This window comes from Geovibrio thiophilus, assembly GCF_004087915.1.
In the GTDB taxonomy this organism is placed as follows: domain Bacteria; phylum Chrysiogenota; class Deferribacteres; order Deferribacterales; family Geovibrionaceae; genus Geovibrio; species Geovibrio thiophilus.
Genome location: NZ_CP035108.1, coordinates 1701525 through 1728037, shown reverse-complemented (window position 1 = coordinate 1728037; position 26513 = coordinate 1701525). Strand labels below are relative to the sequence as shown.

Sequence of the window (26513 nt, the reverse complement as noted above, 5' to 3'; positions counted from 1 at the left end):
AAGCGTGATTATAAAACGGTTGACGCATTTTTGAATTATTGTTATAAACTTTAGAAGATTTAAATCAGGTCTATTATTCAGGTTCTATATTCTGCAACCGTAAGGATCTTGTCAAATACTCAAAACCAAGGAGGAATAATGGCTACCAGAAGAAAAGTCAACATCGACGGCAATACCGCTGCCGCCCATGTTGCCCATGCAACCAATGAAGTCATAGCGATTTATCCCATCACTCCCTCTTCTGTAATGGGCGAAATTGCAGACGAAAAAAGCGCTGTCGGCGAAGTTAACATCTGGGGTACGGTTCCCAGAGTTGTTGAGCTTCAGTCTGAAGGCGGAGCCTCAGGCACTGTTCACGGAGCACTTTCGACCGGAGCACTCACCACCACCTTCACTGCTTCGCAGGGTCTTCTGCTTATGATTCCCAACATGCTGAAAATAGCCGGCGAGCTTACTCCCACTGTTTTCCATGTAAGCGCAAGAGCCATAGCGTCACATGCTCTTTCCATTTTCGGAGATCATTCCGATGTTATGAGCTGCCGCCAGACAGGCTGGTCTATGCTCTGTTCAAACAACCCGCAGGAGGTTATGGACTTCGCTCTCATATCTCAGGCGGCAACCCTTGAGGGCAGAATCCCTGTTCTCCACTTCTTCGACGGTTTCAGGACTTCACATGAAATCCGCACCACAGAAGAGCTTACTCTCGAAGATATGAGATCGATGATCAGCGACGAGCTCGTGCGCAGCCACAGAGCCAGAGCGCTCACACCTGACTGTCCCACCATAAAGGGTACTGCGCAGAACCCCGATGTATTCTTCCAGAGCCGTGAAACTGCCAATAAATTCTACTCAGACTTCCCTGCCATTATGCAGAATCAGATGAACAAATTTGCCGACCTTACGGGCAGACAATATAATCTTGTTGACTACTTCGGAGCTCCGGACGCCGAGAAAGTTGTCATCATCATGGGTTCCGGCGCTGATGTTGCCGAGGAAGCCGTGGAGTACATGACCTCACTCGGTGAAAAAGTCGGTATCATAAAAATCAGGCTGTACAGACCTTTCCCCCTTGCTGATTTCATAAACGCTCTCCCTAAAACGGTTAAGAAAATGGCTGTTCTTGACAGAACAAAAGAGCCCGGTTCAATAGGCGAGCCTATGTACCTTGATGTCCGCACCGCAATCGGCGAAGCCATGCAGAAAAAGATGTTCAAGTTTGAGGGCTACCCTGTGATAGTCGGCGGAAGATACGGACTCGGTTCAAAAGAGTTTACGCCCTCTATGGTTAAGGCTGTTTTTGACAACCTTGATAAAGACGAGCCCATGAACGGCTTCTCTGTCGGTATAGAAGACGACCTCAATAAAACAAGCCTGTCTTACGATCCTAACTGGCTTACTCCCAGAGACGGCGTTTACAACGCTATGTTCTTCGGTCTCGGTTCAGACGGTACCGTGGGCGCGAACAAAAACTCAGCCAAAATCATCGGTGAGTACACCGACAACAATGTTCAGGCGTACTTCGTTTACGATTCAAAGAAAGCAGGCTCAATGACCACCTCTCACCTGCGTTTCGGCAAAAAAACAATAAAAAGCTCATATCTTGTTCAGGAAGCGGATTTCGTGGCATGCCACAACTTCTCGTTCCTCGACAAATATGAAATGCTTAAATACCTCAGACCCGGCGGAACATTCCTCCTTAACAGCCAGTTCGATAAGGACACTGTATGGAGCCACCTGCCCGAAATAGTTAAAAAACAGATCATCGCTAAAAAAGCGAAGTTCTTTGTAATCAACGCTGTTGACGCTGCCGAGAAGATCGGTCTCGGCTCAAGATACAACGTTATACTCCAGACTGCGTTTTTCAAGGAATCAGGCATTCTCCCCTTTGACAAAGCAGTGGAAGCGATCAGCGACGCCATTAAAAAATCCTACGGCAGATACGGCGAAAAAGTCGTGAACATGAACCTCAAGTCAGTTGAGGCCGGTTCAACAGAGCTTTTTGAGGTTGACTACTCAAAAGAGGACAAGCTCGGCGTTAAGGAAAACGAAGTTATTCCTTTCCCCATAGTAAACAACTGCGTGACGGACAAAGACGCCACTCCTTTTGTTAAAGAGGTTACAAGCGTGCTTGTCGCCAACAGAGGGGATGAAGTCACTGTTTCACAGCTTCCGATCGACGGCACTTTCCCCACAGGAACGGCTAAGTTTGAAAAACGCAACATCGCTATCAACGCTCCTGTTTGGGAAGAGGAACTCTGCATCCAGTGCGCGATCTGCTCATTCGTATGCCCTCACGCTTCGATCAGGACAATGGTTTACGATCCCGCTGTCCTTGACAAGGCTCCCAAAAGCTTTAAATCAAGCGATGCCAGAGGAAAAGAGTTCGCAGGCATGAAATTCACTGTTCAGCTTGCTCCCGAAGACTGCACTGGCTGCGGTGCCTGCGTTCATAACTGCCCTGCGAAGAGCAAAACGGATCCTTCAGTTAAAGCCATCAATATGAAGCCTCAGCATGAAATCAGAGATCAGGAAGCGGAAAACTTCGCTTTCTTCCTCACTATTCCTGAGCTTCCCGTTGAGAAATATAATAAGAACTCGCTCAAGGGCAGCCAGCTTTCTCCCCATATGTTTGAGTTCTCAGGCGCATGCGCAGGCTGCGGCGAGACTCCTTATGTTAAACTGCTTGCGCAGCTTTTCGGCGACAGAGCGATAATCGCCAACGCCACAGGCTGCTCATCGATTTACGGCGGGAACCTGCCCACAACACCATATACCACAAGGTGCGACGGCAGAGGACCCGCATGGTCGAACTCACTGTTCGAGGACAACGCGGAGTTCGGCTACGGCATGAGACTCACTGTTGACCAGTTTGAGCTTCAGGCGAAAGAGCTCATAGAAAAACTCAGCGACAAGCTGGACAAGGCTCTTGTGGCTGAAATCCTTAATGCTGAACAGAAAGACCAGCTCCAGATAGAACAGCAGAGAGAAAGAATCGCCAAGCTCAAAGCTCAGGCTGAAAAGCTCGGAACGGAAGACGGCAAAAACCTTGTTTCGCTTGCCGACTATCTCGTTAAGAAGTCCGTATGGATTCTCGGCGGTGACGGATGGGCATATGACATAGGCTACGGCGGTCTTGATCATGTTCTTGCTGCATCAGAGAACATTAATGTTCTGGTTCTTGATACCGAGGTTTACTCAAATACGGGCGGTCAGGCTTCCAAATCAACGCCAATAGGCGCTGCCGCGAAGTTTGCTTTCTCCGGTAAAGTGGCTGAGAAAAAAGACCTTGGCATGATAGCAATGACTTACGGTCATATATATGTGGCGAAGGTGTCTCTCGCGAACCCCGCGCAGTGCATCAAAGCGTTTGTTGAAGCGGAGCAGTACAACGGTCCCTCAATCATCCTTGCTTACTCACACTGCATTGCCCACGGTATAGACATGACAAGCGGAGTGGACGCTCAGAAAAGAGCCGTCAACTCCGGCTACTGGCCTCTGTTCCGCTTCCATCCCGACAAGTTCGCGGCGGGAGAAAACCCCCTGACTTTTGACAGCAAGGATCCCTCCATGGCTCTGAAAGACTTCATGGCCACTGAGAACAGGTTCAAGGTTGTTCAGAAAATGTTCCCCGAAAAAGCGAAAGAACTCGCAGAAATAGCGGACGAGAAAGTTAAACGCAGATTCTCCATCTACAAACAGCTTGCTGAAAAGATGGATTGCAGCAAATAATTCAAAAAGCTTCAGTGCCCTCCGGAAACGGAGGGCTCTTTTTTTATCAGGGACAATAATCTGAGACTGCCACATCGCCTCGTTCATCGCAGTGACATAACTTACTGTCATTGCAGCTTTAGTGAAGCAATCTCATATATCCGCAATATCAAATTCCGAGTTTGTCAGTTGAAAAGATTACTAAAAGCAGGCAGTCAGAAAGGAGAATACGAGAGAGGCAGCTCCGCGAAGAAGGTTGTTCCGTTCTCTTTGCTTGTTTCAAAGCGAACTTTGCCTTTGAGATAATTTTCGGCGAGAAGCTTAATGCTGTATGTGCCTAAGCCCCGCCCTTTGCCTTTGGTGGAGAAGGAGCGCTGGAAAACCTGCAGCTGGACATCCTTGGGCATGAACCCGTTGTTGTGGACGAAGAAAACAGCATTTTCATTTTTTCTGTAGCAGCCTGTGATTACTTTTTCACCTTCGAGGCTGGCTTCAAGGGCGTTTTTTATCATATTGCCGAGAACTCTTCTCAGGATCGTTTTATCAGTTTCAAAAAAGATCTGTTCTGAGTTTTCCGCGACGGCAACTTCTCTCTGGAAAGCGGCACTGTGGTTGGAATAGATCATCACTGCTTCGCCGGCAATGGACAGACTGTCCGCACGCTCAATATTTATTACCAGCTCCTTGGATTCGGCAAGGCTCAGCAGCCTGTGGGACTGAACCTCCTCCACCAGTGCTTTTGAGGTTCCGTAGAGAATGCTGTGGTATTCAGAGCAGTCCGCAGGGGGAGGGGAGTCCTTGAGTATATCGCTCATGGTGTGGATTACCCCGGCGAGGTTTGATATATCGTGGTAGAAAATTCTCTCCAGAATGATTCTCCGTTTTTCGTCAGCAATGTTTTTGGCTATGAAAAGTATGTATTCTGAGTTGTTTACCGGGATTATTCTTGTTGTGACGAGAAGATCGAACGCATCTCCATGCTCGGTGACTATTCTGCATTCCTTTATTTCATCAGCAAGCAGGTTCGCGCCGAGAATAGCTCCCACAGCGCCGCACTGGGAGCAGTATTCCGTTGTTCCGCAGGATGGACAGCCGTCCGCAAAGGCGTGCATGCACGCCAGAGCTTCTCCGGGGCGCATGCCTATGAGTTTTTCCTGATCGGGCAGACCGAGGAGGGTCAAAAGGAGCTTATTCGCGAAGATAATCTGTCTGTTTTCGTCCAGAACCGCAACGGTATCCGGCAGAGAATCCAGTATCTGCGCAATGTACGGGGCGCTTCTGACCTCCCGGGCTTTCCGGACTATTTCCTCATGGGGAGTTCTCTGCGCAGATGCAAAAAACGTATGCAGATTTTCATTTTCTTCCAAATAGTTCCTCATCAAACGACAATACTGAAAAGCCGTATCATCTGCAACCTAAATTATTGTATCATCGATATTATTCAACCTTCCGCCGGTTCTCAGAATGTTCCTCATAGTGAGAAGTTTTTCATCCAGCTTACGCAGAGCTTCAAGGCTTCCCCTTTCCTCTGAAGAAGTTTCTATGATCTCGTGTATTCCGCCGTTTTTTATCACAATCCTTTTTGAGCCCATGAGAGCAAGGATAGGGTCATGAGTCGCCATGAGAACAAGCTTCTCTTCCTTCACAAGCAGTTCCAGAGCTTTTTTTCTGTCGATTCCGGCGTTTTCGATCTCATCAACAAGAACAACCGGCGACTTGCTCAGAAAGGCTGTGTCCGCTATCATCAGCGCACGGGACTGACCGCCGCTGAGGGAGGTTACGGGAGTATCCGGTTTAAATTGTTCCCCCGCAAGCATATTTGCCTGCTCGATTATCAGCGCTGTTTTCTCCGCGGGGTTTTCCACAAGCCTGCTTTCAGCGTGCATCATAACGAACTCTTCCGCTGTTAAGTCCATGACAAAGTTCATGTTCTGCGAAAGCTGCGCCACAAGCTTATGCTCAGGAGAATAGCGTATTGATAGATCCGGTTTTTCACCGTTTATCAGAATCCGCCTTCCGGTGGGGGTGTCTCCGTCCGCCAGCCATTCTATATCCGCCAGCAGGCGGCTTTTACCCGAGCCGGTAGGTCCTACTATGCAGATTATATCACCTTTGTTTATAGTTAGCTTAACATTTTCCGGATTTCCGCTTTTGTCCTGTCCGCCCACGATGGTGAGGCTTTCAACGTTCATTCCCTTGTCGCTCATCATGGACTCAAAATCCGCTACGAAAGCTTCAAGGGAAATGAAAAAGGTTTCAGGCTCAATGCCCAGATCCTCAAGCTTCTCTTCGGGCACGCTGCTTATGTACTCAGCAGGGGTTATAGCCATATTCTCTATTTTAAGACCGAAGCTCTCAAAAAAATCGGTCATGTATGTCTGTTCGGAAAATTTCCTGTCGGCGGCTTTTTTCATTATTATTCCTCCATATCCATTTTACGGACGTTGCCCATCTGGTAGCTGTCGCCGATTCTCCTTTCGCCGAGGCAGTAGGAGCAGAGAGCGGAAGGCATGGAAAATCTCAGCATGCGTCCCTTGAGAGTTTCTATTTCATCACCGCTGATGAACAGACGTGAAAGCTCATAAGCGCCCTGTCCGGTGATACCGTTCACGTTCATTATGGTAGCTGCGGGGTTTGCTATCTTCACTCTGGACGCGAAGACCTCCCTTTCCGCCTGAGATACTATGTCGCCCTTGGTGATGATCACTATATCAGCGGACTTCAGCATGGGACCAATCTTCTTGGGCGTGTTCACTCCGCTGAGGTTGTCAATCACGCATACTGCCGTGATGTCTTTTATGTGCGGAGAGCATCTGTTGCAGAGTCCGGCGCTCTCACTTATGAGTATATCAAGTCCTTTGTCTTTTCCCCAGCGTACACACTCTTCAACATTGCTTACGAAGAAGTGATCGGGGCATAACGCGCCGGAAAGACCTTTTTTGACAGGAATACCTTTTTTCTCGTACAGCTTGTCGTCGTCCGTCGTGAGGCAGTCAAATTTGACTACGCCTGTCTTAAGCTCTCTGGAGGCGAGAGCATCTATGGTTTTCAGAATTACCGATGTTTTGCCCGATGAAGGGGGTCCGGAAACTGTTATAAATTTCATCATAAACCTCAGGAGTTTTTGAATATGTTCATTGTTTCTTCTATTATCTGATCAATATCATTATTCTCTATAAAATCCCAGCCGATCCACTTAAACGGGGCGTAATCTGGCAGAACGTTCTGCACCTCGGGGTGAGTGGAAGGGAAAAGCCCTTTCTGTGTGAGAATTTCACCAATTTCTTTTCCCGCGACAGCCTGAGCAAGGGGGCGCACGCCCTCTTTATCCCTTGCCAGCATGAAAACAGGGCTCACAATCGCTCCGTCCTCAGGGAAGTAAACCTTAACAGTCTTGAGTCCTGCGAGCATCTTGGTGAAGAAATAGGGCATGATAGTGATATAAGGCTTGCCTGCAACCTTTTTTCCCGCATTCTTAACCATTTCCGCAGGGTGCATTGATCTGATAAGGCATTTGCCCAGCTTCCTCACGCCCTCTATACCGTGATCTTTGTATATATTCAGGAGGATGGCGTTAAAGAGATCGAAGTCGCCCACGGGGAGAGCAACTTTGTTTTCATATTCAGGGCGGAGGAGATCAGCCCATGTTTTCGGTTCGGGCAGGTCTCCCTGCTCCTCAAGGTTCAGCATGAACACCGCGGGCACAAGGGAAACTATGGAGAGAATGTTTCTCGGGTCTTCAAGCTTCAGGTCTGTGAATCTGGCGTTTATGCCTGTTTCAACGAGGTTTTTGAAGCTGCCGTCCGCATGAAGCTTATCACGGAAGCTTTTGCTGAAGAAAAGCTCAAACCCTGCGGAGAGGTAAATGTCCGCCAGAGAGTCAACCGATTCGGCGTTTCTTATCTCAGCGTTCATCCAGTCGGCACCGATAGAGGCTGCTTCGAGCTTATACGCAACCGACACGCCTTCGCTTTCGGCGTAAGCGTCTATCTTTTCAAGTATGGGCAGGCGCACAGGGCAGGGGAGAAGCCCCTTCATGCTCACTGCGCCTTCTGTTTTAGTTTTTTTAAGAGTAACATCCGCCGCAGCTTCGTTGGAGTTCACTTTGTCCTCAAGGAGCGCCACGAAGGTATCCACATCAAACTTTTTATTTTTCAGGGCTGTTTCCAGCTTAAGGAATTTGCCCAGAGTGTTAAGCTTGGCATCGTCTTTAAAGTGTTCAAACCCGTTGGATACGAATATGTCTCTTGTCTCGGGGTGGTTATCGATTATTTCTTTGATTGTCATCTGCGAAAAGCTCATGTTTACCTCTGCAATTTATATTTATAACCCGTTTATTCGTCTTTGTGAGTCTAAATATAAAGCATGGTCGGAAAAATGAATTGACTGGTGTCAAATAAAACAAAAAAAGACCGGAGTTTTATCTCCGGTCTGAAAAATCTTATGCCGCTTTAGCGGGTATGAACCTGTTTTTTATTGTGTAGTACCATGCGAAGCTGAGCAGATACGAATACAGCCATGTACCGATTATTATCAGTATGAATGCCTTGACTATATCCATGGATGAGCCGTCCAGAGAGAAAGCCGGCACATAACCGAACAGGAACGGCGCAAGGTATAGAAATTTCGCGAACTTAAAAGCGTTGAACGCTGTTTTCCACATATGCGCCTCTGCTATGGCTGCTCCCGCGAATGCCGCTATGCACACCGGAGGTGTTATATTTGAATCCTGACTGAGCCAGTAAACAATCATATGCGCCGCTATTGGGCTTACGCCTAGGTGAGTCAGCGCAGGCACTGCGACAACAGCCGTGATGAGGTAAGCCGCCGTAACCGGAACACCCATGCCGAGGATGAGGGATGCAAGAGCAATGAGCAGAATTGTAAGCCAGAGCTTTCCTTCCGCCAGTCCGATCACTATATCAGCGAAGGTGAGTATAAGACCGCTGAACGTGAGCATGGCGATGATAATACCGATTACACCAACAGTAGCGCCGATTTTAAGACTGCTTTCCGCGCCTTTTCTCGCGGCGTCCACCATTCCGCCGAGGTCTATTCTCGTTTCCTTCTTAAACCAGCTTATCACAAGGCATGTGAGTATACCCACCACTGCTGAGAGACCAGCATCGTAGCCGATGATCATGAGCACGGTGATAACTCCCAGAGGAAGGATGTAATACCAGCCTTCTTTGAAGATTTTCATTGCGGATTCTTCGGACTTTTCGCCTCTGATGTTATGAATCTTCGCTTCAAAGTGAACCATTACGAAAACACTGAAGAAGTACATCATCGCGGGGAAGATTGCTATAAGCATGATCTTGGAATAGGGGATGCCCGTAAGCTCCGCCATGATGAAGCCGCCTGCGCCCATGATTGGAGGCATAAACATTCCGCCTATGGACGCCGCAGGTTCAATGGCGCCTGCCACGTGGGGCTTGAAGCCGACTTTTTTCATGAGAGGAATAGTGAAGGCTCCGGTTGACACTGTATTCGCTATGGCGCTGCCCGATATTGAACCGAAAAGCGCGCTGGCGATAACCGCGACCTTGGCAGGACCGCCCGTTTTGTGTCCCACAAGAACAACGGGCAGATCAATGAAGAATTTCTGAGCACCGGACTTTTCAAGGAAGGCTCCGAATATAACGAACAGAAGCACGTACGTGGCAAGAACATCCGCCATTATGCCGAACACTCCGTCGTTTTTATAGAAACAGGTTACACATATTTCCATGAAGGAGCCGCCCGGGTGCATAAGAAGCTCCGGTGCGTAAGGTCCGTAGACGCCGTACAGGAGAAGAACCGCCCCGAGTACCACAAACACAGTTCCCACTGCTCTGCGGGCGACTTCAATGCCTATCAGCACGCCTATTATGGCTATGATTCCGTCTGTCTGCGTTTCCGCACCTGTTCTGTAGTTCAGGGCTTCAAAGTTCATCATGAAGTAGATGACGGTTACCGCTGACAGAATCAATAGTATATAATCCACTATGCGGAAGAATATGCTTTTTGATTTGTAAACCAGAAAGACAAGAATATATGTAACAAAGACATACACTCCTTTGTGGTACTGGGTGGCGGCGGGCACTACAAGCGCCGAGTATGAATAGAAGAGAACGAGAAAAAGCGCCATCCCATCGTAAAGGTATTTTTCAATTTTTGTAAGGTTATCGTACACTTAAGTCCTCCGAAAAAACCAGATTAACCCTAATAAAAGCGGCAGGAGTATCCCTGCCGCATATTGTGTTTTGTTGTGATAAGGGTGCCGTCAGAGGAGTTTGTCCACGGACAGCGGTTTTTCTTCTTACTTAAGAACGCCTTTTTCTTTCCAGTATTTAGCGGCACCGGGGTGAACGGGCGTGGCTATACCTGTGAGACCGCCTTCTATGCTCATTTCCTGAGCGGATTTATGGATTTCTATAAGGTGTTTGAAGCCTTCGGGGCTGTAAACTTCCTTAGTCATTTCATAAACAACGTCAGCGGGTACATCTTTGTTAACTACCCATATAGCACCGTCCTGAATTGTTTCCACAGGCTGAGTCTGTCCTTTGTAAGTGTTTGCGGGGATAACGACTTTGGAATAGAAAGGATACTCTGCGACGAGTCCGCCTTTCTGTGCGTCGCTCCAGAGGCTCATTATTTTAACATCATTCTGGAGCGCGGCTTCGATAACCGATGAGTTGGGGAAACCTGCGAATACCCAGAAGCCGTCAAGCTGGTTGTTGCCGAAGGCTGCCGCAGCGTTTCTGTAGCCTATGAACTGAGGCTTCATTTTATCCCATACTTTAAGCTGAGTGAAATAACGCTCAGCGTTGGAAGCAGCGCCCGAGCCTGCGTCACCCACGCCAACTCTTTTGCCTGCGAGGTCAGCGGTGGAATTGATTTTAGCATCGGCTCTGACTATCATGTGGGCGGGTGCGCCGTAGAAATAGCCTATTGCCATTACGTTTTCATACTTTCTGGTGTCACCGGTAAGCTCGCCTTTTCTTGCGAGGAAAACATCACCCGCATAAGCAACACCCATGCTTGCTCTGCCTGAATCAACAAGCCTTACGTTTTCAACAGAACCGTTGGAAGCACTGGCAAGGATTCTGATGTCCGGGGTTTTGACAAGCTGAGCTATGCCGTTTGCGTAATACATGAATGTTCCGCCTGAGGGACCGCCTGAGAATTTGTACATAGCGGCGGACGCAGCGGAGGGGAGAGCTATAAGCGCTGTGCAGAGCGCTAAAATAGCAAAAGCTGTTTTGAAAAGTCCTGACTTCATAAAATTTCCTCCATCATTTAATATAAAAAAATACCATTAAAAGGTACTGATTACAATGGTTTTGTTCTTTTTATAAAAGAGTTTCTTTTTGTAAGTATCTTAGCAGCAGTCGTTTTTTGATGTTTTTATATAAGTATACTGTCAGCCGGCTTCGGATATTGTTAAACAAATGTTAACTCAGAAAACAGTGTCAGCGGGAAATAAGCACTGAGCAGTGCGCTCTTCTTGCAACTTTTTCCGTGATACTGCCGAAGAAGAATCCGTCCAACGAACTCTTGCCTTTGGACGAAATTACGATTAAGTCACAAGCCATGGAATCTGCCGTTTTGATGATTTCATCATAGGGGTTGCCGTGGCATACCCTGACGGTCGGTTTAACTATGCTTCCGGAGAAAATCTCTTTTCTGATTTTTTCTATTTCATGATCAATATGTTCATCAAGATGTTTGTTAATTTCTTCAATTTTGGAATCATCAAGGAAAAACAGGGGAAGATTTTCGGCTTCCTTCGCTTTGACATGGATTATAACCAGCTCTGAATTGTACTGCTCCGCAATTTCCTTAGCCTGCTGGATTGCAACTCTGGCGGATGATGAAAAATCAGTCGGCACCAGTATTCTCTTCGGTTTAAACATAAAAAGGCTCCTGTCTGCTGTGTTGGAATTAGAATACAATTCTGTTTTGATGTTTTAAGATGTTCAGATTTTAAATATGGTTTGAAAAATAATCAAGAAAATTGTCTGACCTTTTGGAAGTTTCTTCAATTTTGTTAACAGAAGTGTATTCGCAGTGAAGCATAAGGCGCGGAAAATCTCTTCCGCCGTAAAGCTTATCGCCGATTATCGGAAAGCCCAAATGCGCCAGATAAGCCCTGAGCTGGTGTCTGTTAGCCTGCTTAAGTTCAGCCTGCACAACAGAGCAGCCGTGCAAAATGCTCCTTCTTGAAAACTCGACAGGTGTTTCGCCTTTATGATCAAGGACTTTAACCTTTTTTCTCTTTGCGGCGTCTATGGCATTGTCCATGTTGAGCGCATCAGGGAACATGCCTTCAACAACAGCAATGTACACTTTTCCAAGTTCATGTATTTCTGCCTCAGACTCAACAGCGGCAAGTATTCCGTCTGTCTCATAATCAAGCCTTGATATGAGCCTGTGTGTTTCAGGGACAAGGTCGCTTATCGTTGTACAGTCTTCCGGAGTGTGACGTTCACTGTGGATGAAAGGCGGTTTGTAATAAAAAATAACATTGTCTTTTATTGATATTACAAAAGAATCGGCATCTGTAACCTGTTCGGCGGGGCGGAGCTTAAGAAGCGGATTTTCATCCTCCGCATCTTCAATATCCTTGCGTATGATTTTCCCGTTCAGGCTCACTCTGCCGCCTGTTATATATTTCTTTGCGTTTCTGCGTGAAATACCGTATATCTCACTTAATCTTGCTGACAGTCTCATCGGCTGTATTTTATCATAACGGAGCAAAAATGAAAGAATATAGATATTTTACAAAAAATGAAGAACTGGAAGATATTCTGTTCGATATGGAACTCACTGTCATAGAAGATGATTTTAAAAATGAAGAAGTGGTGTACATCGTGTATGCGGATACTGATCTGAGCAGTGTTTTCAGCCGTTTCAGTGTTGAGTTCACAGTAAGGGATGTCAGCGAAACAGGCTGGGAGGAGAAGTGGAAGGAATTTCTTCAGCCCGGCTGGCTGACCGATAATGTCTACTGCTGCTTTGATTCTGAAACCGCCGCTCCCTCCGGCAAGGCGGTGCGCATCATTCCCGCTCTGGCGTTCGGAACCGGAACACACGCCACTACTCAGGCTGCTGCAAGGCTTCTTGAAAGCGTGGCAGCGGGCAGAACAGTTGCCGATGTGGGCTGCGGAAGTGCTATACTCGCCATAACCGCGTCAGTCTGCGGCGCTGAGAAGGTTTACGCCTTTGATATTGATGACATGGCAATGGGCAACGCCCGTGATAACATAGAGCTTAACGGCTGCACTAATATTCAGGCATGGACAGGCGGCATAGAAAGCCTTAATGAACAGGCGGACGTGGTCGTCGCTAACATAATCACAGGCGTGCTTAAAAGCATCCATGATGATGTAATTTCACGCAAGCCTGAATACATAGTTTATTCCGGCATACTTCTGGAAGAATACGAAGAATTTATGAGCAGCATAGATACATCCGGCTATGTCACAGACGCATCAGCGGAAGTTAAAGAGTGGAAAGGAGTGCGTCTTAAAAGATGCTGGGAGTAATTGGAGATATACACGGCTGCGTCAGAACCCTTGACGCGCTTCTGGAAAGACTTTTCGGCGAATACGACATACACAGGCTGGTTTTCCTCGGCGACATAGTGGACAGGGGAAGATATTCCAAAGAGGTCTGTGATCTCATCATTGATCTCAGGAAATCTTATGAAGTTACGCTCCTGTTGGGCAACCATGAGGATGTAATGCTGGACTACTTCCATTCCTCCCTGCGGTACGGACCCAAACAGTTTATGAAACTCGGCGGAGATAAAACCATAAGCTCGTTCACCGGAGGCAGGTTTGACAGAGAGCTGGCACAAGGGAAGGATGTCTCTCTCTCTGCCTACAGATACTTTGAGCCTTATATGGACTTCTTCAATTCGGCTGTTATATGCGATTCCGTGAACTATGATTTTTTGAAGCTCCATTTTTCCCACGCAGGTATAGGGGACGGTTCAGGCAACGGGGATGATGAATCCTTCAGCCCGCAGTTCAGGTTTGTCTGGTCGAGGAACACTGATAAAAGAAAGACCGACTATTTCGGCTATACAATGGTGCACGGACATACCCCGGTGGTGAAAATTGATCCGCAGATCAACCCGAATAAGCCTTACATCAATCGGGGCAAAAAAGGGGAGATATGTTCCATAAACCTTGATACAGGATGTGTTTACGGTTATTTCCTCAGTTCGATGATAGTTGACGACAATGGGGATTTTGAGTTTGAATCAGTGAAATATAAGGATAAAGGCTGATGAAAAGAATCTGGCTTGATGAAGTTTCCGGCTCATCCTGCGAACTGCGGGACGATGCTCATCACTATGTAAAAACGGTTCTGAGAAGCAGGGAAGGGGATATTTTCGGTATATTGACCCCTGAAAAATTCTGCACAGCAAAGATCACACAAATAACCAATAAATTTACCGTACTTGAAATAGTAGAAGAGTGTCCGGTGAAAAAGCCGGATTACAGGCTTTCGGTTTATCAGTGTGTGCTCAAGCGTGAATATATGGACTTTGCAGTGGAAAAATACGCCGAACTCGGCGTTACGGAGATTACTCCCGTAATCAGCGCCCGCAGCATGAAGGATGTTAAGGATAAATCCTTTAACAGGTATCACGATATTGCCGTGAAAGCGGTTCTCCAAAGTGAGAATCAGCATGTGCCGATCATAAACCCTCCGGTTGAGCTGGCGGACATCACGGCTGACCACGAGGAAAAGCTGTTTTTCTACGAGCGCAAGGAAGGAAAGGAGCCTGTTAAGCTTAAGGGAAAAAATGCCGCAATTATCATAGGCTGCGAAGGCGGATTTGAAGAGGAAGAGGCGGAAATCCTCAAATCAAAAGGCTTTCGTGTGGTTTCTCCGTTTAAACCCGTGCTAAAGGCTGAAACTGCCGCTGTGGTATTCACCGGACTGGTGCGAATGGAGCTGGAATGACGGAATTTCAGTTCACGGAAGATGATATAAGATTCATGCGCCTTGCCATAGAGCAGGCTCAGGAAGCACGGGCGGAAGGCGAAGTTCCCATAGGCGCCGTAGTGGTCAGGGACGGAGAGGTTATAGGCAGGGGCAGAAACGCCAAAGCCATTGCCAAAACCGCCACAAGCCATGCGGAGATAATCGCCATCGAGGACGCGTCAAGAAACACGGGCGACTGGCGGCTTGATGAATGCAGCCTGTATGTCACTGTGGAGCCCTGCCTCATGTGCGCGGGGACAATCATTCACTCGCGCATACGAAATGTTGTTTTCGGCGTGCCGGAGCCTAAATTCGGCGGTGTGATCAGCCTTGCCCATACCTTCGATATTCAGAGACTCAATCATAGGGTCAATTATAAACACGGCATTTTCGAGGATGAAATTCGGGAAATGCTGAAAAGCTTTTTCAGGGAATTGAGAGGGAAAAAATGAGCTTAAACTTTTCCCCATTCTTTGAGCGTTTTTTTCCGGCAAGCAGCCTGAGAGTCGTCTAAACTACCAAATTTTTCTCCAAACTCAATATTCCATTCATTCCAGTTTTTGCCCGGCTTCCGTGTGTCTCTTCGTACTACAAGGCAATTTAACGGAGGTAGCTTTTTAGTTTTGTAGTCATATTCTGAAATGTTAACAATCCACTCCACTACTTCACTTGTGTGGTATCGCCCCCATTTTTTTGTTTTGTGTATTTTACTCCATAGTTCTTTGTACGTAATTCGATCACTAAACATACGGTTATCCGATCTGCTCTTACAGGCGACATCGACAAGAATCTTTCTGACTTTTTTTTCTATACTACTCAACACGGTCACGCCTCATGAAATGATATGTCATATTATAAACAGAAGGGGAATAGTTGGTCAACAGCTAGATGGAAAAGTAAGGATCGCGGTAAATCTTCATGATCACTGCGCTCTATCATGTTCGTGCAGGTCAGGTGTATTCAATTATTCCGCAGACAAGCTCTGCTTCCACCACAGCTCCAACCGGACATTCAAACAGACATTCACAGCACATGGTGCATCTGCTGCCGTATAAACGTGTAAAAGTATCATTTACGCCCTCAAATACACCTGCTTCGCAAAATTTTTGACATTCTTCACAATGACCAAACTTGTTAGCAAGATAAACAAGTTTGGTCATAGGACCAAACATTGCAAGAATAGTTCTGGTATCATTTCCTGATAAACCCTCACAAATATAAACTTCATCACCGCACATACTGTTTTCATTGCTGAAACTTTTACTGCTTAACATTGCACGACCTCTTTTAAGAATGATGTTAGTACTCCACTGTCACCGGATTTGACCATATGCCGTTGACAGACAGAAATACATCTGTCCTAGTTCCAGCATCATCATATATAACCTTTGCTCCATCAAAAATTATAGCCTTTCTTCCGCTTTCAGCAGCAGGCTCAATTCGTGTTGAAATCTTACTTTCAAGCTTCTCAAAGAATATTCTGCCGTTTTTTGCAACAGTAATGAACTTGTGCTCCCTGTTACTGATTACAACCAGATCCAGAGTCATGGAAATGCAAGTTTTATCAGGCGTACATATGGTATCTGTTGCAGCAGTATCATATTTTTTACTGTTTTCCTCGGCATATCCCATACCGCTGAACAATACTACTCCGGCTGCAAAAGCGGCTTTAAGCAGGTTCCGTCTTGTCGGTTTTGAGAGATTGATTTCTTTTATCATGTTGCACCCCTGAAATGAAATTAGAGCCATATAAGTAGAGTGTCAAGTTAGTTTGCGTAAAGAAAACAGAGAAAAACCTCTATATGCTTAATCAGTATAGTTAATGTATTTGAGAGGAAAAATCATAAAGCGGATTTTGAATTATCGGATGTATAGCGTTAAAGGATTATCAGCGATGATTATAAGCCGGTATCAAAAGAGCTTCGTGGAAAAACTGCCGGATGGAACCAGCGAGCAGAGCAGAATTAGCGGATAATACTTCTGAATATTCGGTCAACCCCTACATGAAGAAGTAGGGATCTCGGTCAACCTTCATGATTACCGCTGTTTTGCCTAGTTTATTGAACGAGGTAACGGCGAGATGTATAGCCCGTTTGAGCAGAGCGGCGTCCGGGCTTTTCAGAAGGATGGAGTATCTGTATTTATTGCGTATTTTATAAACCGGCGCCTGAGTCGGTCCCATAACCTTCAGAGCAGAAGGCATGGAGGCTAGGGCACGCTTCACTTCCTGTGCGGTCTCATGGACGGTTTCCTCTCTGGAATGGCTGAAAACGAGCCTGCACAGCTTTCCCACAGGCGGGTAGCCGAAGGCTTCCCTGCGCTGCATCTCAAACTCATAGAAATCATCCGGACGGTTCATCGCCATATCGAAGATCTCCATCTCCGGTGAATAGGTCTGGATTATTACCTTCCCCTCCTTCTCGCATCTGCCGGAGCGTCCGGAAAGCTGCACAAGAAGCTGAAACGCCCGCTCGTGCGCTCTGAAATCCGGCAGTGAGAACATATTATCCAGATTAAGCACGGCGGAAAGGGTTACATTGGGGAAGTGTAGACCCTTTGCCACAAGCTGCGTACCCACAAGAACCTTAAATTTGCCGTCACGGAAATCATCCAGCATTTTGCTGAGCTTGCTCTGGGATGTAACATTGTCGGTATCGAGCTTAAGTACAGGGATCCCGAGAAGCTGCTCCAGTACTTCAGCCACACGCTCCGTTCCTGCGCCGTAGTCTCTGGTAAGGGTGCTTCCGCAGTGAGTGCAGTGGGGTGTTCTGTATTCCGATGCGCAATAATGGCATTTGGTTACGTTTCTTGATTTATACCACGTCAGCGCCACGGAGCAGTTGGGGCAGTGTATGGTTTTGCCGCATTTTTCGCAGTAAAGCGTGTGTGAATACCCCTTGCGGTTTATGAGCAGAATAGCCTGTTCTCCACGTTGAACAGTGGCGGAAAGTTCATCATACAGCCTTTCTGAGATTATATGGTCTATAGGGTCGCAGGATTTCATATCCACTGTCTGCATGGCGGGCATACATGCGGCATGACGGGTAAGAAGCCTGTGAAGGCGGTATTTTCCCGCTCTGGCGTTGTGCATTGTCTCCAGCGAGGGTGTTGCGCTGCCCAGAACAACTGTGGTTCCCAAGATGCTTCCGTAAAGCACCGCCATATCCCTTAGCTGATAGGATGGCGCTTCCTCCTGCTTGTAACTCTGCTCATGTTCTTCATCAACGATGATCAGTCCGATATTTTCAGCAGGAACAAACAGAGCGCTCCTTGCGCCGATCAAGACCGGAGCCTCACCCTTGGCGAAGCTCCAGAAGACCTCTTTACGCTTCTTAGGCGTGTGTCTGCTGTGGTAGGACGGAACTTCAAAGCCAAGTCTGTTTGATATACGCTCAACCATCTGCGGTGTAAGGGATATTTCTGGCACAAGATAAATTACCTTCTGCCCTGCGGCTATGGCGTCCTTAGCGAGTTCGATGTATATTTCGGTTTTTCCGCTGCCTGTTACGCCGTGAATGAGGTGTACGGAGAATTTACCGTGATCCGCAGCTATACTCTCATAGACTGCCTGCTGATCGGGATTGAGTCTGAGATTTTCAGCTGCTGCCAGCTTTTTAACAGGTACAGGGCAGGGCTCTGACTCCACGACAGATTTAGAGATTGTACCGGAAAGAGTCAGACCGGGCGGATTCACGTAGTAATCCGCCATGGCGTCTATAAGTTTCAGAAATTGATCGGTAAACAGGGTGGAATCTTCAAAGGTTTCGGCTATCTCACGATATTTAACCCCATCCTTCAGCTCCTTAGCCTCATTGAGAACAACTCCTGTGAGGATTCTGGAGGCGAGGGGAACCCTGACCCTTTGCCCCCGTGAGAGCGGCGTATGGGAAATGTAAGTGTAAACGCCGCCTGCGGGAACGGGCAGAAGAATATCGTAATAAGCCAAAATGTTTAGTCCTCCGGATGATGCCCCGTATGGAAATGACCGGAAAGAACCTCACGCTTGAGCTCTCGCTTAAGGATTTTACCTGTGGCGGTCAGCGGGAGATCCTGTCTTATATAAATGTGGCGGGGTGTTTTGTAGTTTGCAAGCTTCTCTTTGAGATACTTTTTAATATCTTTGATGTCAAGATTAGCGCCTTCTTTCGGTTTTATATAAGCATCAGGCACTTCGCCGCTTGCCTCATCCGGCAGACCGATAACGGCAGCCGCTTCCACGCCTTCATATTTGTGAAGCACTTCCTCTATCTCTCTGGGGTAAACATTCATTCCTTTCACGAGGATAAGGTCTTTCTTGCGGTCAACTATGTAGATGAAGCCTTCTTTGTCAACTTTGGCAAGGTCGCCTGTGAAGAGCCAGCCGTTGCGGATTGTGGTTTCTGTGAGCCCCGGCATGTTCCAGTAGCCCTTCATGACGTTGGGACCCTTTACTATGAGCTCGCCCACTGTGCCTACAGTAACTTCCATCTCGCTCTCGTCCACCACCTTAACCTGCACTCCGTCAAGGGCCGGACCGACAGAAAGCGGCTTCTGCTTATTAAGAAGGTTCACTGAAACAACAGGGGAAGCCTCTGAAAGCCCGTAGCCTTCGACTATGGTTTTGCCGAATTTGCTTTTGAACTGTTTAAGGGTTTCCTCCGGCAGAGGAGCTCCGCCGCTGACATGGAGCCTGATAGGATAAATGAACTTGATGAACCACGCAGGCATTTTAGACTTGAGAAGCGCTGTGTAAACCTGAGGAACACCGAGAAAGAAAGTCGGGCGTTTGAAAACAAGTATATTTTTGAAGCTTTTTTTCTTAAGGTCGTTGACGCCTTCCAAAATTATCACGGACGAGCCGCTGAATGTGGGCAGTATAAGACACGTCATCATTGCGTATGAATGGAAAGAGGGGAGGAAAAGCAGGAATTTCTCTCTTGAGCGCACATCAAATCTTGAAGCGCAGGCAGCAGCGTTTGCTATGAGGTTCCTGTGGGTGAGTTCCGCTCCCTTGGGGTGACCTGTGGTTCCTGACGAGTATATGAGAAGAGCTGAGTCCATCTCTGTTACATCAGGTTTAACATCCTTGTCTGAAAGGTTTTCTGAAATAACGTACAGGTTTTCGGAGCGGAATGCCGTCTGCTGGTATGCCATCACGGCTTTAAGGCTTTTGACTTCCTTTTCTATCTTATTGGTCACTTCGTGGAACTCGGGCGAGGTCACAAAGATTTTGGCTCCGCTGTCTTTGAGAATGTAGGCTACTTCGTCTCTTTTGAGGAATGTATTTACAGGAACGACCATCGCTCCGCATTTGAAGGCCGCAAACAGGGTAAAAACGAACTCGGGGGAGTTCTCAAGCATTATGGCTACCCTGTCCCCTTTCTCTACACCCTTAAGCTGCATTGCCGAAGCGATTTTGTTGGTAAGCGCGTTTGCTTCGCCGTAAGTGATTTTTGCTTCCTGAAAATGAATATAAACCTTTTTAGGCTGAATTTTTGCCCTGTCGATAAGCATTTGGGCAAGATTGTTAAAATTCATGCAGTCCCCCCGGTCTTATTCCTGATTTAATTAAATGCTGAAAAAGCCTGCTCACCGGCAATCCGACAACATTGTCGTAGTCGCCTTCAATTTTCTCCACGAGAAGACAGCCTTTCCCCTGTATAGCGTATGAGCCAGCCTTGTCGAAGGGCTCTTCTGTTTCTATGTACCAGTCTATGAAGTCATCCCCGTATTTGCGGAAATAAACGTCAGTTGATTCGTAAAATCTCTCGCATAAGCCTTCACGCTTATTGACGAGGGCAACGCCTGTGATTACCTTATGCTGCTTTCCGCTGAGCGCGCGCAGCGTGTTTTTAGCGTCCGCCGCGTCCGTGGGTTTGCCGTATATTACCCCGTCCAGCACAACAATTGTATCAGCGCCGATTATGTACGCTTCGTCATAGATATTCGCCACGTTGTAGGCTTTCATTGCGGCAAGGCGCATAGCCTGATGCCCAAAGTCCGGATCGTCTGTTAAATCTTCCTTAATGTCTGATGTTACATACTGAAAATTCAGACCGATGCGGGTCATAAGCTCTCTGCGTCTGGGCGAACCGCTAGCCAGTATAATTTTCTGAATCATTTTTTCTGCTCCGTTCCTGTGATCTTTTCAGATACCCTTCTATCATGAGCGCCGCATAGCCTGTAAAAACTCCGCATGCGGCGGAGACAGCGGCAAAATAGGGGAGAAGCCCGTAAACAGCGGGACTCTGAATGTAGAATGTGCCGGCCGTAAAAAACTGAACGGTGATATGCACCAGCCCGCCCAGTGCTCCCATACTGACCGAAGTTATGAATCTACCGCATAATTTAAAATATGTCAGCATTAAAAACGTTGAGGCTAAAGTGGCTGGTAGTCCTATGGAAACTTTGACAATAAAGTTGCCGGTTACGAGAGGGACAATGATCGCTTTAAGGAACGCGACGGCAAAAGCCGCCTTGAAGTCAAGCATCGTTATGGCGAGCATGATCCCGATATTGGCAAGACCGAGCCGAAGCCCGGGAAGAGGAAGTCCGATGAAGTTTTCCGCTATGCCGAAAACTATGGACAAGGCGGTGAAAACTCCGATAAGCGCTGTTCTATCTTGAGACGGCGTCAAGTCCGTCATCTTCGTTTTCGCATTTGACATAAACCGCAACCTTGTTCGGAATACAGACTGCGGCGTCCCCGCAGGAAGATACCCAGCCGGTGAGAACGCAGATTTGATTAGGGCAGTCAGATTCCTTAATTCTCGCTTTTCCGTCCTTTACTTCCACGATCATTTCGTGTCCGGTTTCCTCTTTGAGGTCGTAAAGCTGATCTTTGAAAGAGAGCTCCTTTTCACCTTTTTCTGTGATAAGAACAAGGACAGGCGCTCCGGAGGCAATAAACAGATTCTTTATAAAAAATACCGAACAGAACAGTAAAATGATTACTATTATATCTGCCGCTTTAATTCTCAAAGCTTTCCCACCCGCAGAGCTTCAGCACTCTGTCATCGTGAGTGTAGATAAGCACGGGGGTTCCGGTGCGCTTGCAGGCTTCGGCGGCTTCCTCTTCGGGCAGAAGGAAGAACACTGTGGATAGTCCGTCCGCGGTTTCACAGTTATCGGCGATTACGCTTACGCTTCTGTAGAGACTTGCGGGCTCCATGGTGACCATGTCGAAGATGTGGCTGTAGCGTATGCCGTTCTTCATGAAGAAGCGTTCATAGTCGCCGCTGGTGGCAACTGCCTTGTCCGAAACAGATATGGTGGAGATCACTTTGTTCGGGTCATCAGGGTGGCGTATTCCAACCCGCCAGCGTGATTTATTCTTTTTGCCGAAGGCGTACAGATCTCCGCCTGCGTTGACGATGCCCGACTCGGCACCGTTCTTTTTCATCGTTTCCACAGCCTTATCAACGATCATTCCCTTTGCGAAGGCTCCTGCTGAGATTTTCAGCCTTTCGTCCTCCTTGACCAGTTTGCCGTCCAGAAACAGGAGAGGCTTATTTTTAATAGCTTCCGCCGCTGCTGCGTATTTCTCGGGTGAGGGGAGATCGTAGGGTCCTTCGGGAAAACCGTAAAGGCTTGTGAGGCTCAGGGCGCGTATGTCAAAACGATCTTTGGAGATCGCTTTATAGTCGTAAGACTTCTTGAAAAGCACCTCCCATAGCGGGCTTATTTCAAAGCCGGAGCCTGCGGGAGCGTCATTATATTTCTGTTCAAATGATTTTACCTGCTCTTCGTAATCGTTTATGGTGCGGATGACCTGCTTGAGGCTCATGTCCTTTTTGTGGGTGATTTCCACAAGGGTTCCCATTGCGTAAAACTGGCGCTTCTCAAACCTGTCGGTGCACGCAGCCGCAAGAAGTATCACACACAAAAATAAAGCTGTTTTCCGCATTCGGGACACCTGTTAGTTTTAAGATAAGATTTTACTTCGTAACCGTTTCGTTTTACAAGGACAGCTTTGCAGTGCGGGCACAAACTGTCGTTTTTCTCATGCCTGAGGTTTCCGGCATATACGTAATTGAGATGTTTTTCAGCGATTTCTTTCATTTTAATAACGGTTTCAGGCTCAGTGGGAAGTATGGCGGATTTATATGCGGGAAAGTATGCCGAAAGATGCAGCGGAATATCAGGGCTGACAGAGGCAAGCCAGCCGCACATCGACAGGAAAGTCTCTTCATCATCATTTTTTGTGGGGATAATGAGGTTTGTCACCTCAACAGAAACGCCTGATTCGTAAAGAGTTCTGATCGTATTTTTCACAGGCTCAAGACTGCCGAGGGTTTCCTTATAGAATCCTTCCGTGAAACCTTTCAGATCTATATTGGCTGCGTCTATGAGAGGGATAAGCTCACGAAGGGGCTCTTTGTTTATATAACCGTTGGAGACAATCACGTTTTTCAGTCCTTGTTTTTTAAAGTCCGCCGCACAGTCAGACACGAACTCATACCATATGGTCGGTTCATTGTAAGTAAAGGCTATGCCTATGCTTTCTGACTGTTCCGCCATTTTGAGCAGCTCGGCGGCAGTTGTTTTCTGTCTCGGTGTTTCAGCAGTGCTTATGTGCCAGTTCTGGCAGAAATCGCACCTGAAATTGCACCCGTTTGTACCAATGCTCAATACCGAGCTTCCGGGGTGGAAGTGATACAGGGGTTTTTTCTCAATAGGATCAAGAGCTAATGCGGATATTTCGCCATATGCAGTTTGAAAAAGTTTGCCGTTTATGTTTTTGCGTATGAGGCATATTCCGTGTTTCCCGTTGTTTATCAAACACTCATGCGGGCAAAGAACACACCTGACCGAATTGTTCTCCCGCGGCTCGTAAAAACGCGCCTCTTTCAGCATCTATTTTTCCCGTTTGATCATGTAGTCCGCGAGGCTCTCAAGAGCTTCTCTGTATTTGTTTTCAGGGAAAAGCTTCAGATTCTCCTTCGCTTTGGCGGAGTATCTGTCGAGGATTTCCTCTGATTTTCTTTTAACATCGTATTTCTTCATTAAATCTATAATGTAGTTGAGGTTTTCCTCATCCGAGTTTTCGTTGACGATTATTTCCCGCACCTTAACTTTTTCTTCCTCAGCGGCATTTTCCAGCAGAACTATGACAGGAAGAGTTATTTTGCCTTCCTTGAGATCAGTTCCGGGTTTTTTGCCTGTTTTGGCTTCGTCTCCGAGATAATCGAGTATATCATCGCTCATCTGGAAGGCTATGCCTAAGTTCCTGCCGAAATCACGGAGAGCTGCACGCTTATCCACGCTCTGCCCGCCGAGAAGGGCGCCTATCTCGCAGCAGGAGGAGAAGAGAATCGCCGTTTTGCTGTTTATTATCTTAAGATAGTCGTCCATGGTGATTTTTATGTCCGCTGTTTTGATAAGCTGGAAGACTTCGCCCTCGCTCATTGTTCTTGCCGCAACGGCGAGCGTCATCTGGATTTCGGGATTACCGTCCTTCACAAGGTTCATGAAGGCTCTGGAATAGAGGAAATCTCCGCAGAGGACTGTTATGTCATTACCGAAGACAGTGTTCGCGCTTTTGCGTCCTCTCCTGTACATGGCTCCGTCTATTACATCGTCATGGAGAAGGGTCGCGGTATGAATATACTCCACAACGCCGCTGAGAGCCGCTGTTCTGTAACCGTCATACCCGCAGAGGAGTGAGGAGAGGATAAGGAAAACCGGACGAAGCCTCTTTCCGCCGCTCTCAAATACATATGACGCAACCTCGTTCACCATCTGAACATCTGAGTCAAGGTTTAGGAGCAGTTCTTTTTCTACTTCGTCCCTTTGTTTTTCAATCATTGATAATATATCGTTAACATACATCAGCCGAATATATCCTCTCTCTTGATATTTTTGTTAATAAAAGATATTTTAATTCTGTAAAACCTGCCGCACAATAAGCGGGAGCAAGGGTTTCAACCGGTTAAGGATATACGAAACATACGGCGGTGTAAAGAAAAAAGGTTTTTGGAGATAGTCATTTGAGTTACACGGGCATGGAAGATATTCACCTTACTTATTATAAACTTCTGGACGGAATTGACACTTCCGTCAATCTTGGTGTATCCGGTGTTGTTGATCTCTCGTTCAATGACTTTGTAACGGCACGCTATCTCGTGGATAACAAGGGCTTTATCAATGTTTCCGCCCTTACTGATCTCAAGATGATTAACTACGAAGGCATAAATCCTGTCCGTATAGACAGGAACCTTTCTTTTACTTTAAGAAAACTTAAAGCGGATCTGGTAATTTCCCTTGGCGGCACATTCCGTTTTCAGCCGGTGCATGACACCGCTTATGCTTTGCACGGCTGCCTGAATGTCGGCGGAACGGTGATTCTGGCTGTTTACCCCACAGTGTACGACAGGCAGGGGAGAGACATGCTCGCCGCCTTCAGCGCGGCAACGGGGATCCCCGTGCGTGACAAACTGGGCAGATGGCACTCCACACTCTACAACACTATGTGCAATCTTTTTGTAAATATCCGCACTGAGGAGGTTCTCTCCGATACCACAGGTTCAGAGGTTATGTCCATTTTCTCGACAGACAGCTTCTACAGGTATCTTTTCAGGGATAATTCCGAATATGACAAGTTTTTCTCCATTGTTGGCGATGGTAACGGATACACACTCTCATGGAAAATAATTAAAGGATTAAAGGTGTAATTATGAAAACAGTGACGACAGATAATGCTCCGGCAGCCATAGGACCTTATTCTCAGGCGACTTCCGCAGGTAATATGCTTTTTATTTCAGGTCAGATATCTCTGGATCCGAAAACCGGAGCCGTTGTGGGGGATACTGTTGAGACTCAGGCTGAGAAGGCGATCCATAACCTTATAGCTATAGTGCGTGATGCGGGCTTTCTTGTTACTGATATTGCAAAAGTCACGGTATACATAAGGGATATGGGTAAATTTACCGAATTTAACGAGGTTTACGCCCGTGAGCTCTCCGGACACAGACCGGCCAGAGCTGTAGTGGAAGTCTCTGCATTGCCCAAGGGGGTTTTGGTGGAGCTTGATGCGATCTGCGTTAAGGAATAGCTTTCTTATCCTTCTTGCCCTTTTTGTATCCTCCTGCTTTTGGAGCAGGGAGCCGGAGGAAAATACGCCTGAGCGCTGGCAGCCTTACCCCGGGCTGGTCTGGCACATCCAGCTTCAGGGCGAGCTTGTCAAATACGATGATGCCTCAGTTTACGATATTGATCTGTTCAACACTGATGATTCGATGATTAAGCTTCTGCATTCGGAAGGTAAAAGGGTTATCTGTTATTTCAGTGCCGGAACGGTTGAGGACTGGCGGGTTGACGCTGCGGCTTTTCCCGCGGAGCTTACCGGAAACACCTTGTCAGGGTGGGAAGGGCAGAGATGGCTTGACGTGCGGCATGTAGAAGAACTTGCGCCTCTGATGGAAGCGCGGCTTGACCTTGCCGCAAAAAAAGGCTGTGACGCTGTGGACGCTGACAGAGTGGACGGATACAGGGCGGATACTGGATTTGAAATATCATATGACGATCAGCTCCGGTATAACCTGTTTCTGGCGGAAGCCGCTCATAAAAGAGGGCTTGCGGTCGGACTGAGAAACGATTTCGCTCAGGTTGCGGATCTGGCGGATATTTTTGATTTTGCGGTTTCCGAGCAGTGCTTCGAGACAAACGAGTGTGACCTGCTGTATCCGTTCATTCAGAGGAGTAAGCCTGTGTTCGGCGTGGAGTACGCTTTTCCCGCGGAAGTCTTCTGCGGCGCCGCAAACAATGTGAACTACGACTTCATCCTTTCCGATAAAGAACTGGACGGCACTTTCCGTATTCCTTGCAGATAATAAAAAGCCCTC

At 47.2% G+C, this 26513-nt stretch carries 26 protein-coding genes; 8 read left to right on the top strand and 18 right to left on the bottom strand.

Annotation, left to right across the window (positions count from 1 at the left end):
* Positions 1–138 precede the first annotated feature (138 nt).
* Positions 139–3729, top strand: coding sequence for a pyruvate:ferredoxin (flavodoxin) oxidoreductase (gene nifJ, locus EP073_RS08165; protein WP_128466660.1), 3591 nt, complete (start codon positions 139–141; stop codon positions 3727–3729).
* A gap of 194 nt (positions 3730–3923) precedes the next feature.
* Here the strand turns inward: nifJ and EP073_RS08160 are convergent, their stop codons facing one another.
* The 8 genes from EP073_RS08160 to EP073_RS08125 all read right to left on the bottom strand — a co-directional run bounded on the left by EP073_RS08160 (position 3924) and on the right by EP073_RS08125 (position 12423).
* Complete coding sequence (locus EP073_RS08160; protein ID WP_164885315.1) at positions 3924–5075, bottom strand: sensor histidine kinase; 1152 nt, start codon at positions 5073–5075, stop codon at positions 3924–3926.
* Between the two features lie 48 nt (positions 5076–5123).
* Positions 5124–6122, bottom strand: coding sequence for an ATP-binding cassette domain-containing protein (locus EP073_RS08155; RefSeq protein ID WP_128466658.1), 999 nt, complete (start codon positions 6120–6122; stop codon positions 5124–5126).
* A 2-nt stretch (positions 6123–6124) separates the two neighbouring features.
* Positions 6125–6814 (bottom strand): GTP-binding protein, encoded by a 690-nt coding sequence (locus EP073_RS08150; RefSeq protein ID WP_128467801.1) that lies wholly within the window; start codon positions 6812–6814, stop codon positions 6125–6127.
* Between the two features lie 8 nt (positions 6815–6822).
* A complete protein-coding gene (locus EP073_RS08145; RefSeq protein ID WP_128466657.1) occupies positions 6823–8010 on the bottom strand; it encodes an ABC transporter substrate-binding protein in 1188 nt (395 codons plus the stop codon).
* 139 nt (positions 8011–8149) lie between these two features.
* A complete protein-coding gene (locus EP073_RS08140) occupies positions 8150–9883 on the bottom strand; it encodes a TRAP transporter permease (protein WP_128466656.1) in 1734 nt (577 codons plus the stop codon).
* Between the two features lie 126 nt (positions 9884–10009).
* Positions 10010–10972 (bottom strand): TAXI family TRAP transporter solute-binding subunit, encoded by a 963-nt coding sequence (locus EP073_RS08135; protein ID WP_128466655.1) that lies wholly within the window; start codon positions 10970–10972, stop codon positions 10010–10012.
* A 190-nt stretch (positions 10973–11162) separates the two neighbouring features.
* Entirely contained in the window at positions 11163–11606 is a 444-nt protein-coding gene (locus EP073_RS08130) for a universal stress protein (RefSeq protein WP_128466654.1), read from the bottom strand.
* A gap of 70 nt (positions 11607–11676) precedes the next feature.
* Positions 11677–12423: a pseudouridine synthase gene (locus EP073_RS08125; protein WP_128467800.1), complete on the bottom strand. Its 747-nt coding sequence runs from the start codon at positions 12421–12423 to the stop codon at positions 11677–11679.
* Positions 12424–12452: 29 nt separating this feature from the next.
* Between EP073_RS08125 and EP073_RS08120 the strand changes: the two genes are divergently transcribed.
* Genes EP073_RS08120 through EP073_RS08105 form a run of 4 tightly spaced genes read left to right on the top strand, consistent with a single transcriptional unit; the run spans position 12453 to position 15143 of the window.
* Complete coding sequence (locus EP073_RS08120) at positions 12453–13238, top strand: 50S ribosomal protein L11 methyltransferase (RefSeq protein ID WP_128466653.1); 786 nt, start codon at positions 12453–12455, stop codon at positions 13236–13238.
* Positions 13226–13987: a metallophosphoesterase family protein gene (locus EP073_RS08115; protein WP_128466652.1), complete on the top strand. Its 762-nt coding sequence runs from the start codon at positions 13226–13228 to the stop codon at positions 13985–13987. The genes EP073_RS08120 and EP073_RS08115 overlap by 13 nt, the downstream gene beginning before the upstream one ends.
* Positions 13987–14670 (top strand): RsmE family RNA methyltransferase, encoded by a 684-nt coding sequence (locus EP073_RS08110; RefSeq protein WP_128466651.1) that lies wholly within the window; start codon positions 13987–13989, stop codon positions 14668–14670. The genes EP073_RS08115 and EP073_RS08110 overlap by 1 nt, the downstream gene beginning before the upstream one ends.
* Positions 14667–15143 carry a nucleoside deaminase gene (locus EP073_RS08105; protein ID WP_128466650.1) on the top strand — a complete coding sequence of 159 codons (477 nt, stop codon included), beginning with the start codon at positions 14667–14669 and terminating at the stop codon, positions 15141–15143. The genes EP073_RS08110 and EP073_RS08105 overlap by 4 nt, the downstream gene beginning before the upstream one ends.
* A gap of 498 nt (positions 15144–15641) precedes the next feature.
* Here the strand turns inward: EP073_RS08105 and EP073_RS08100 are convergent, their stop codons facing one another.
* The 10 genes from EP073_RS08100 to EP073_RS08055 all read right to left on the bottom strand — a co-directional run bounded on the left by EP073_RS08100 (position 15642) and on the right by EP073_RS08055 (position 24501).
* A complete protein-coding gene (locus EP073_RS08100; RefSeq protein ID WP_128466649.1) occupies positions 15642–15965 on the bottom strand; it encodes a hypothetical protein in 324 nt (107 codons plus the stop codon).
* Between the two features lie 25 nt (positions 15966–15990).
* A complete protein-coding gene (locus EP073_RS08095) occupies positions 15991–16410 on the bottom strand; it encodes a hypothetical protein (protein WP_128466648.1) in 420 nt (139 codons plus the stop codon).
* A gap of 280 nt (positions 16411–16690) precedes the next feature.
* A complete protein-coding gene (gene priA / locus EP073_RS08090) occupies positions 16691–18637 on the bottom strand; it encodes a replication restart helicase PriA (protein ID WP_128466647.1) in 1947 nt (648 codons plus the stop codon).
* A 5-nt stretch (positions 18638–18642) separates the two neighbouring features.
* Positions 18643–20208, bottom strand: coding sequence for a long-chain-fatty-acid--CoA ligase (locus EP073_RS08085; protein ID WP_128466646.1), 1566 nt, complete (start codon positions 20206–20208; stop codon positions 18643–18645).
* Positions 20198–20788, bottom strand: coding sequence for a Maf family protein (locus EP073_RS08080; RefSeq protein WP_347338914.1), 591 nt, complete (start codon positions 20786–20788; stop codon positions 20198–20200). The genes EP073_RS08085 and EP073_RS08080 overlap by 11 nt, the downstream gene beginning before the upstream one ends.
* A complete protein-coding gene (locus EP073_RS08075) occupies positions 20766–21338 on the bottom strand; it encodes a Gx transporter family protein (RefSeq protein WP_128466644.1) in 573 nt (190 codons plus the stop codon). The genes EP073_RS08080 and EP073_RS08075 overlap by 23 nt, the downstream gene beginning before the upstream one ends.
* Positions 21289–21651, bottom strand: a complete 363-nt coding sequence (locus EP073_RS08070; protein ID WP_128466643.1) for a NusG domain II-containing protein — start codon at positions 21649–21651, stop codon at positions 21289–21291. Before EP073_RS08070 ends, EP073_RS08075 begins: the two co-directional genes overlap by 50 nt.
* Positions 21641–22576 (bottom strand): FAD:protein FMN transferase, encoded by a 936-nt coding sequence (locus EP073_RS08065; protein ID WP_128466642.1) that lies wholly within the window; start codon positions 22574–22576, stop codon positions 21641–21643. Before EP073_RS08065 ends, EP073_RS08070 begins: the two co-directional genes overlap by 11 nt.
* Positions 22546–23451, bottom strand: coding sequence for an AmmeMemoRadiSam system radical SAM enzyme (gene amrS / locus EP073_RS08060; RefSeq protein WP_241653980.1), 906 nt, complete (start codon positions 23449–23451; stop codon positions 22546–22548). The genes EP073_RS08065 and amrS overlap by 31 nt, the downstream gene beginning before the upstream one ends.
* Before the next feature lie 75 nt (positions 23452–23526).
* On the bottom strand, positions 23527–24501 hold the full coding sequence (locus EP073_RS08055; protein ID WP_128466641.1) for a polyprenyl synthetase family protein: 975 nt from the start codon (positions 24499–24501) through the stop codon (positions 23527–23529).
* A 158-nt stretch (positions 24502–24659) separates the two neighbouring features.
* Between EP073_RS08055 and EP073_RS08050 the strand changes: the two genes are divergently transcribed.
* Genes EP073_RS08050 through EP073_RS08040 form a run of 3 tightly spaced genes read left to right on the top strand, consistent with a single transcriptional unit; the run spans position 24660 to position 26501 of the window.
* Complete coding sequence (locus tag EP073_RS08050) at positions 24660–25343, top strand: hypothetical protein (RefSeq protein ID WP_128466640.1); 684 nt, start codon at positions 24660–24662, stop codon at positions 25341–25343.
* 2 nt (positions 25344–25345) lie between these two features.
* A complete protein-coding gene (locus tag EP073_RS08045) occupies positions 25346–25723 on the top strand; it encodes a Rid family detoxifying hydrolase (RefSeq protein WP_128466639.1) in 378 nt (125 codons plus the stop codon).
* Positions 25701–26501, top strand: a complete 801-nt coding sequence (locus EP073_RS08040) for an endo alpha-1,4 polygalactosaminidase (RefSeq protein WP_128466638.1) — start codon at positions 25701–25703, stop codon at positions 26499–26501. The genes EP073_RS08045 and EP073_RS08040 overlap by 23 nt, the downstream gene beginning before the upstream one ends.
* Positions 26502–26513: the final 12 nt, after the last annotated feature.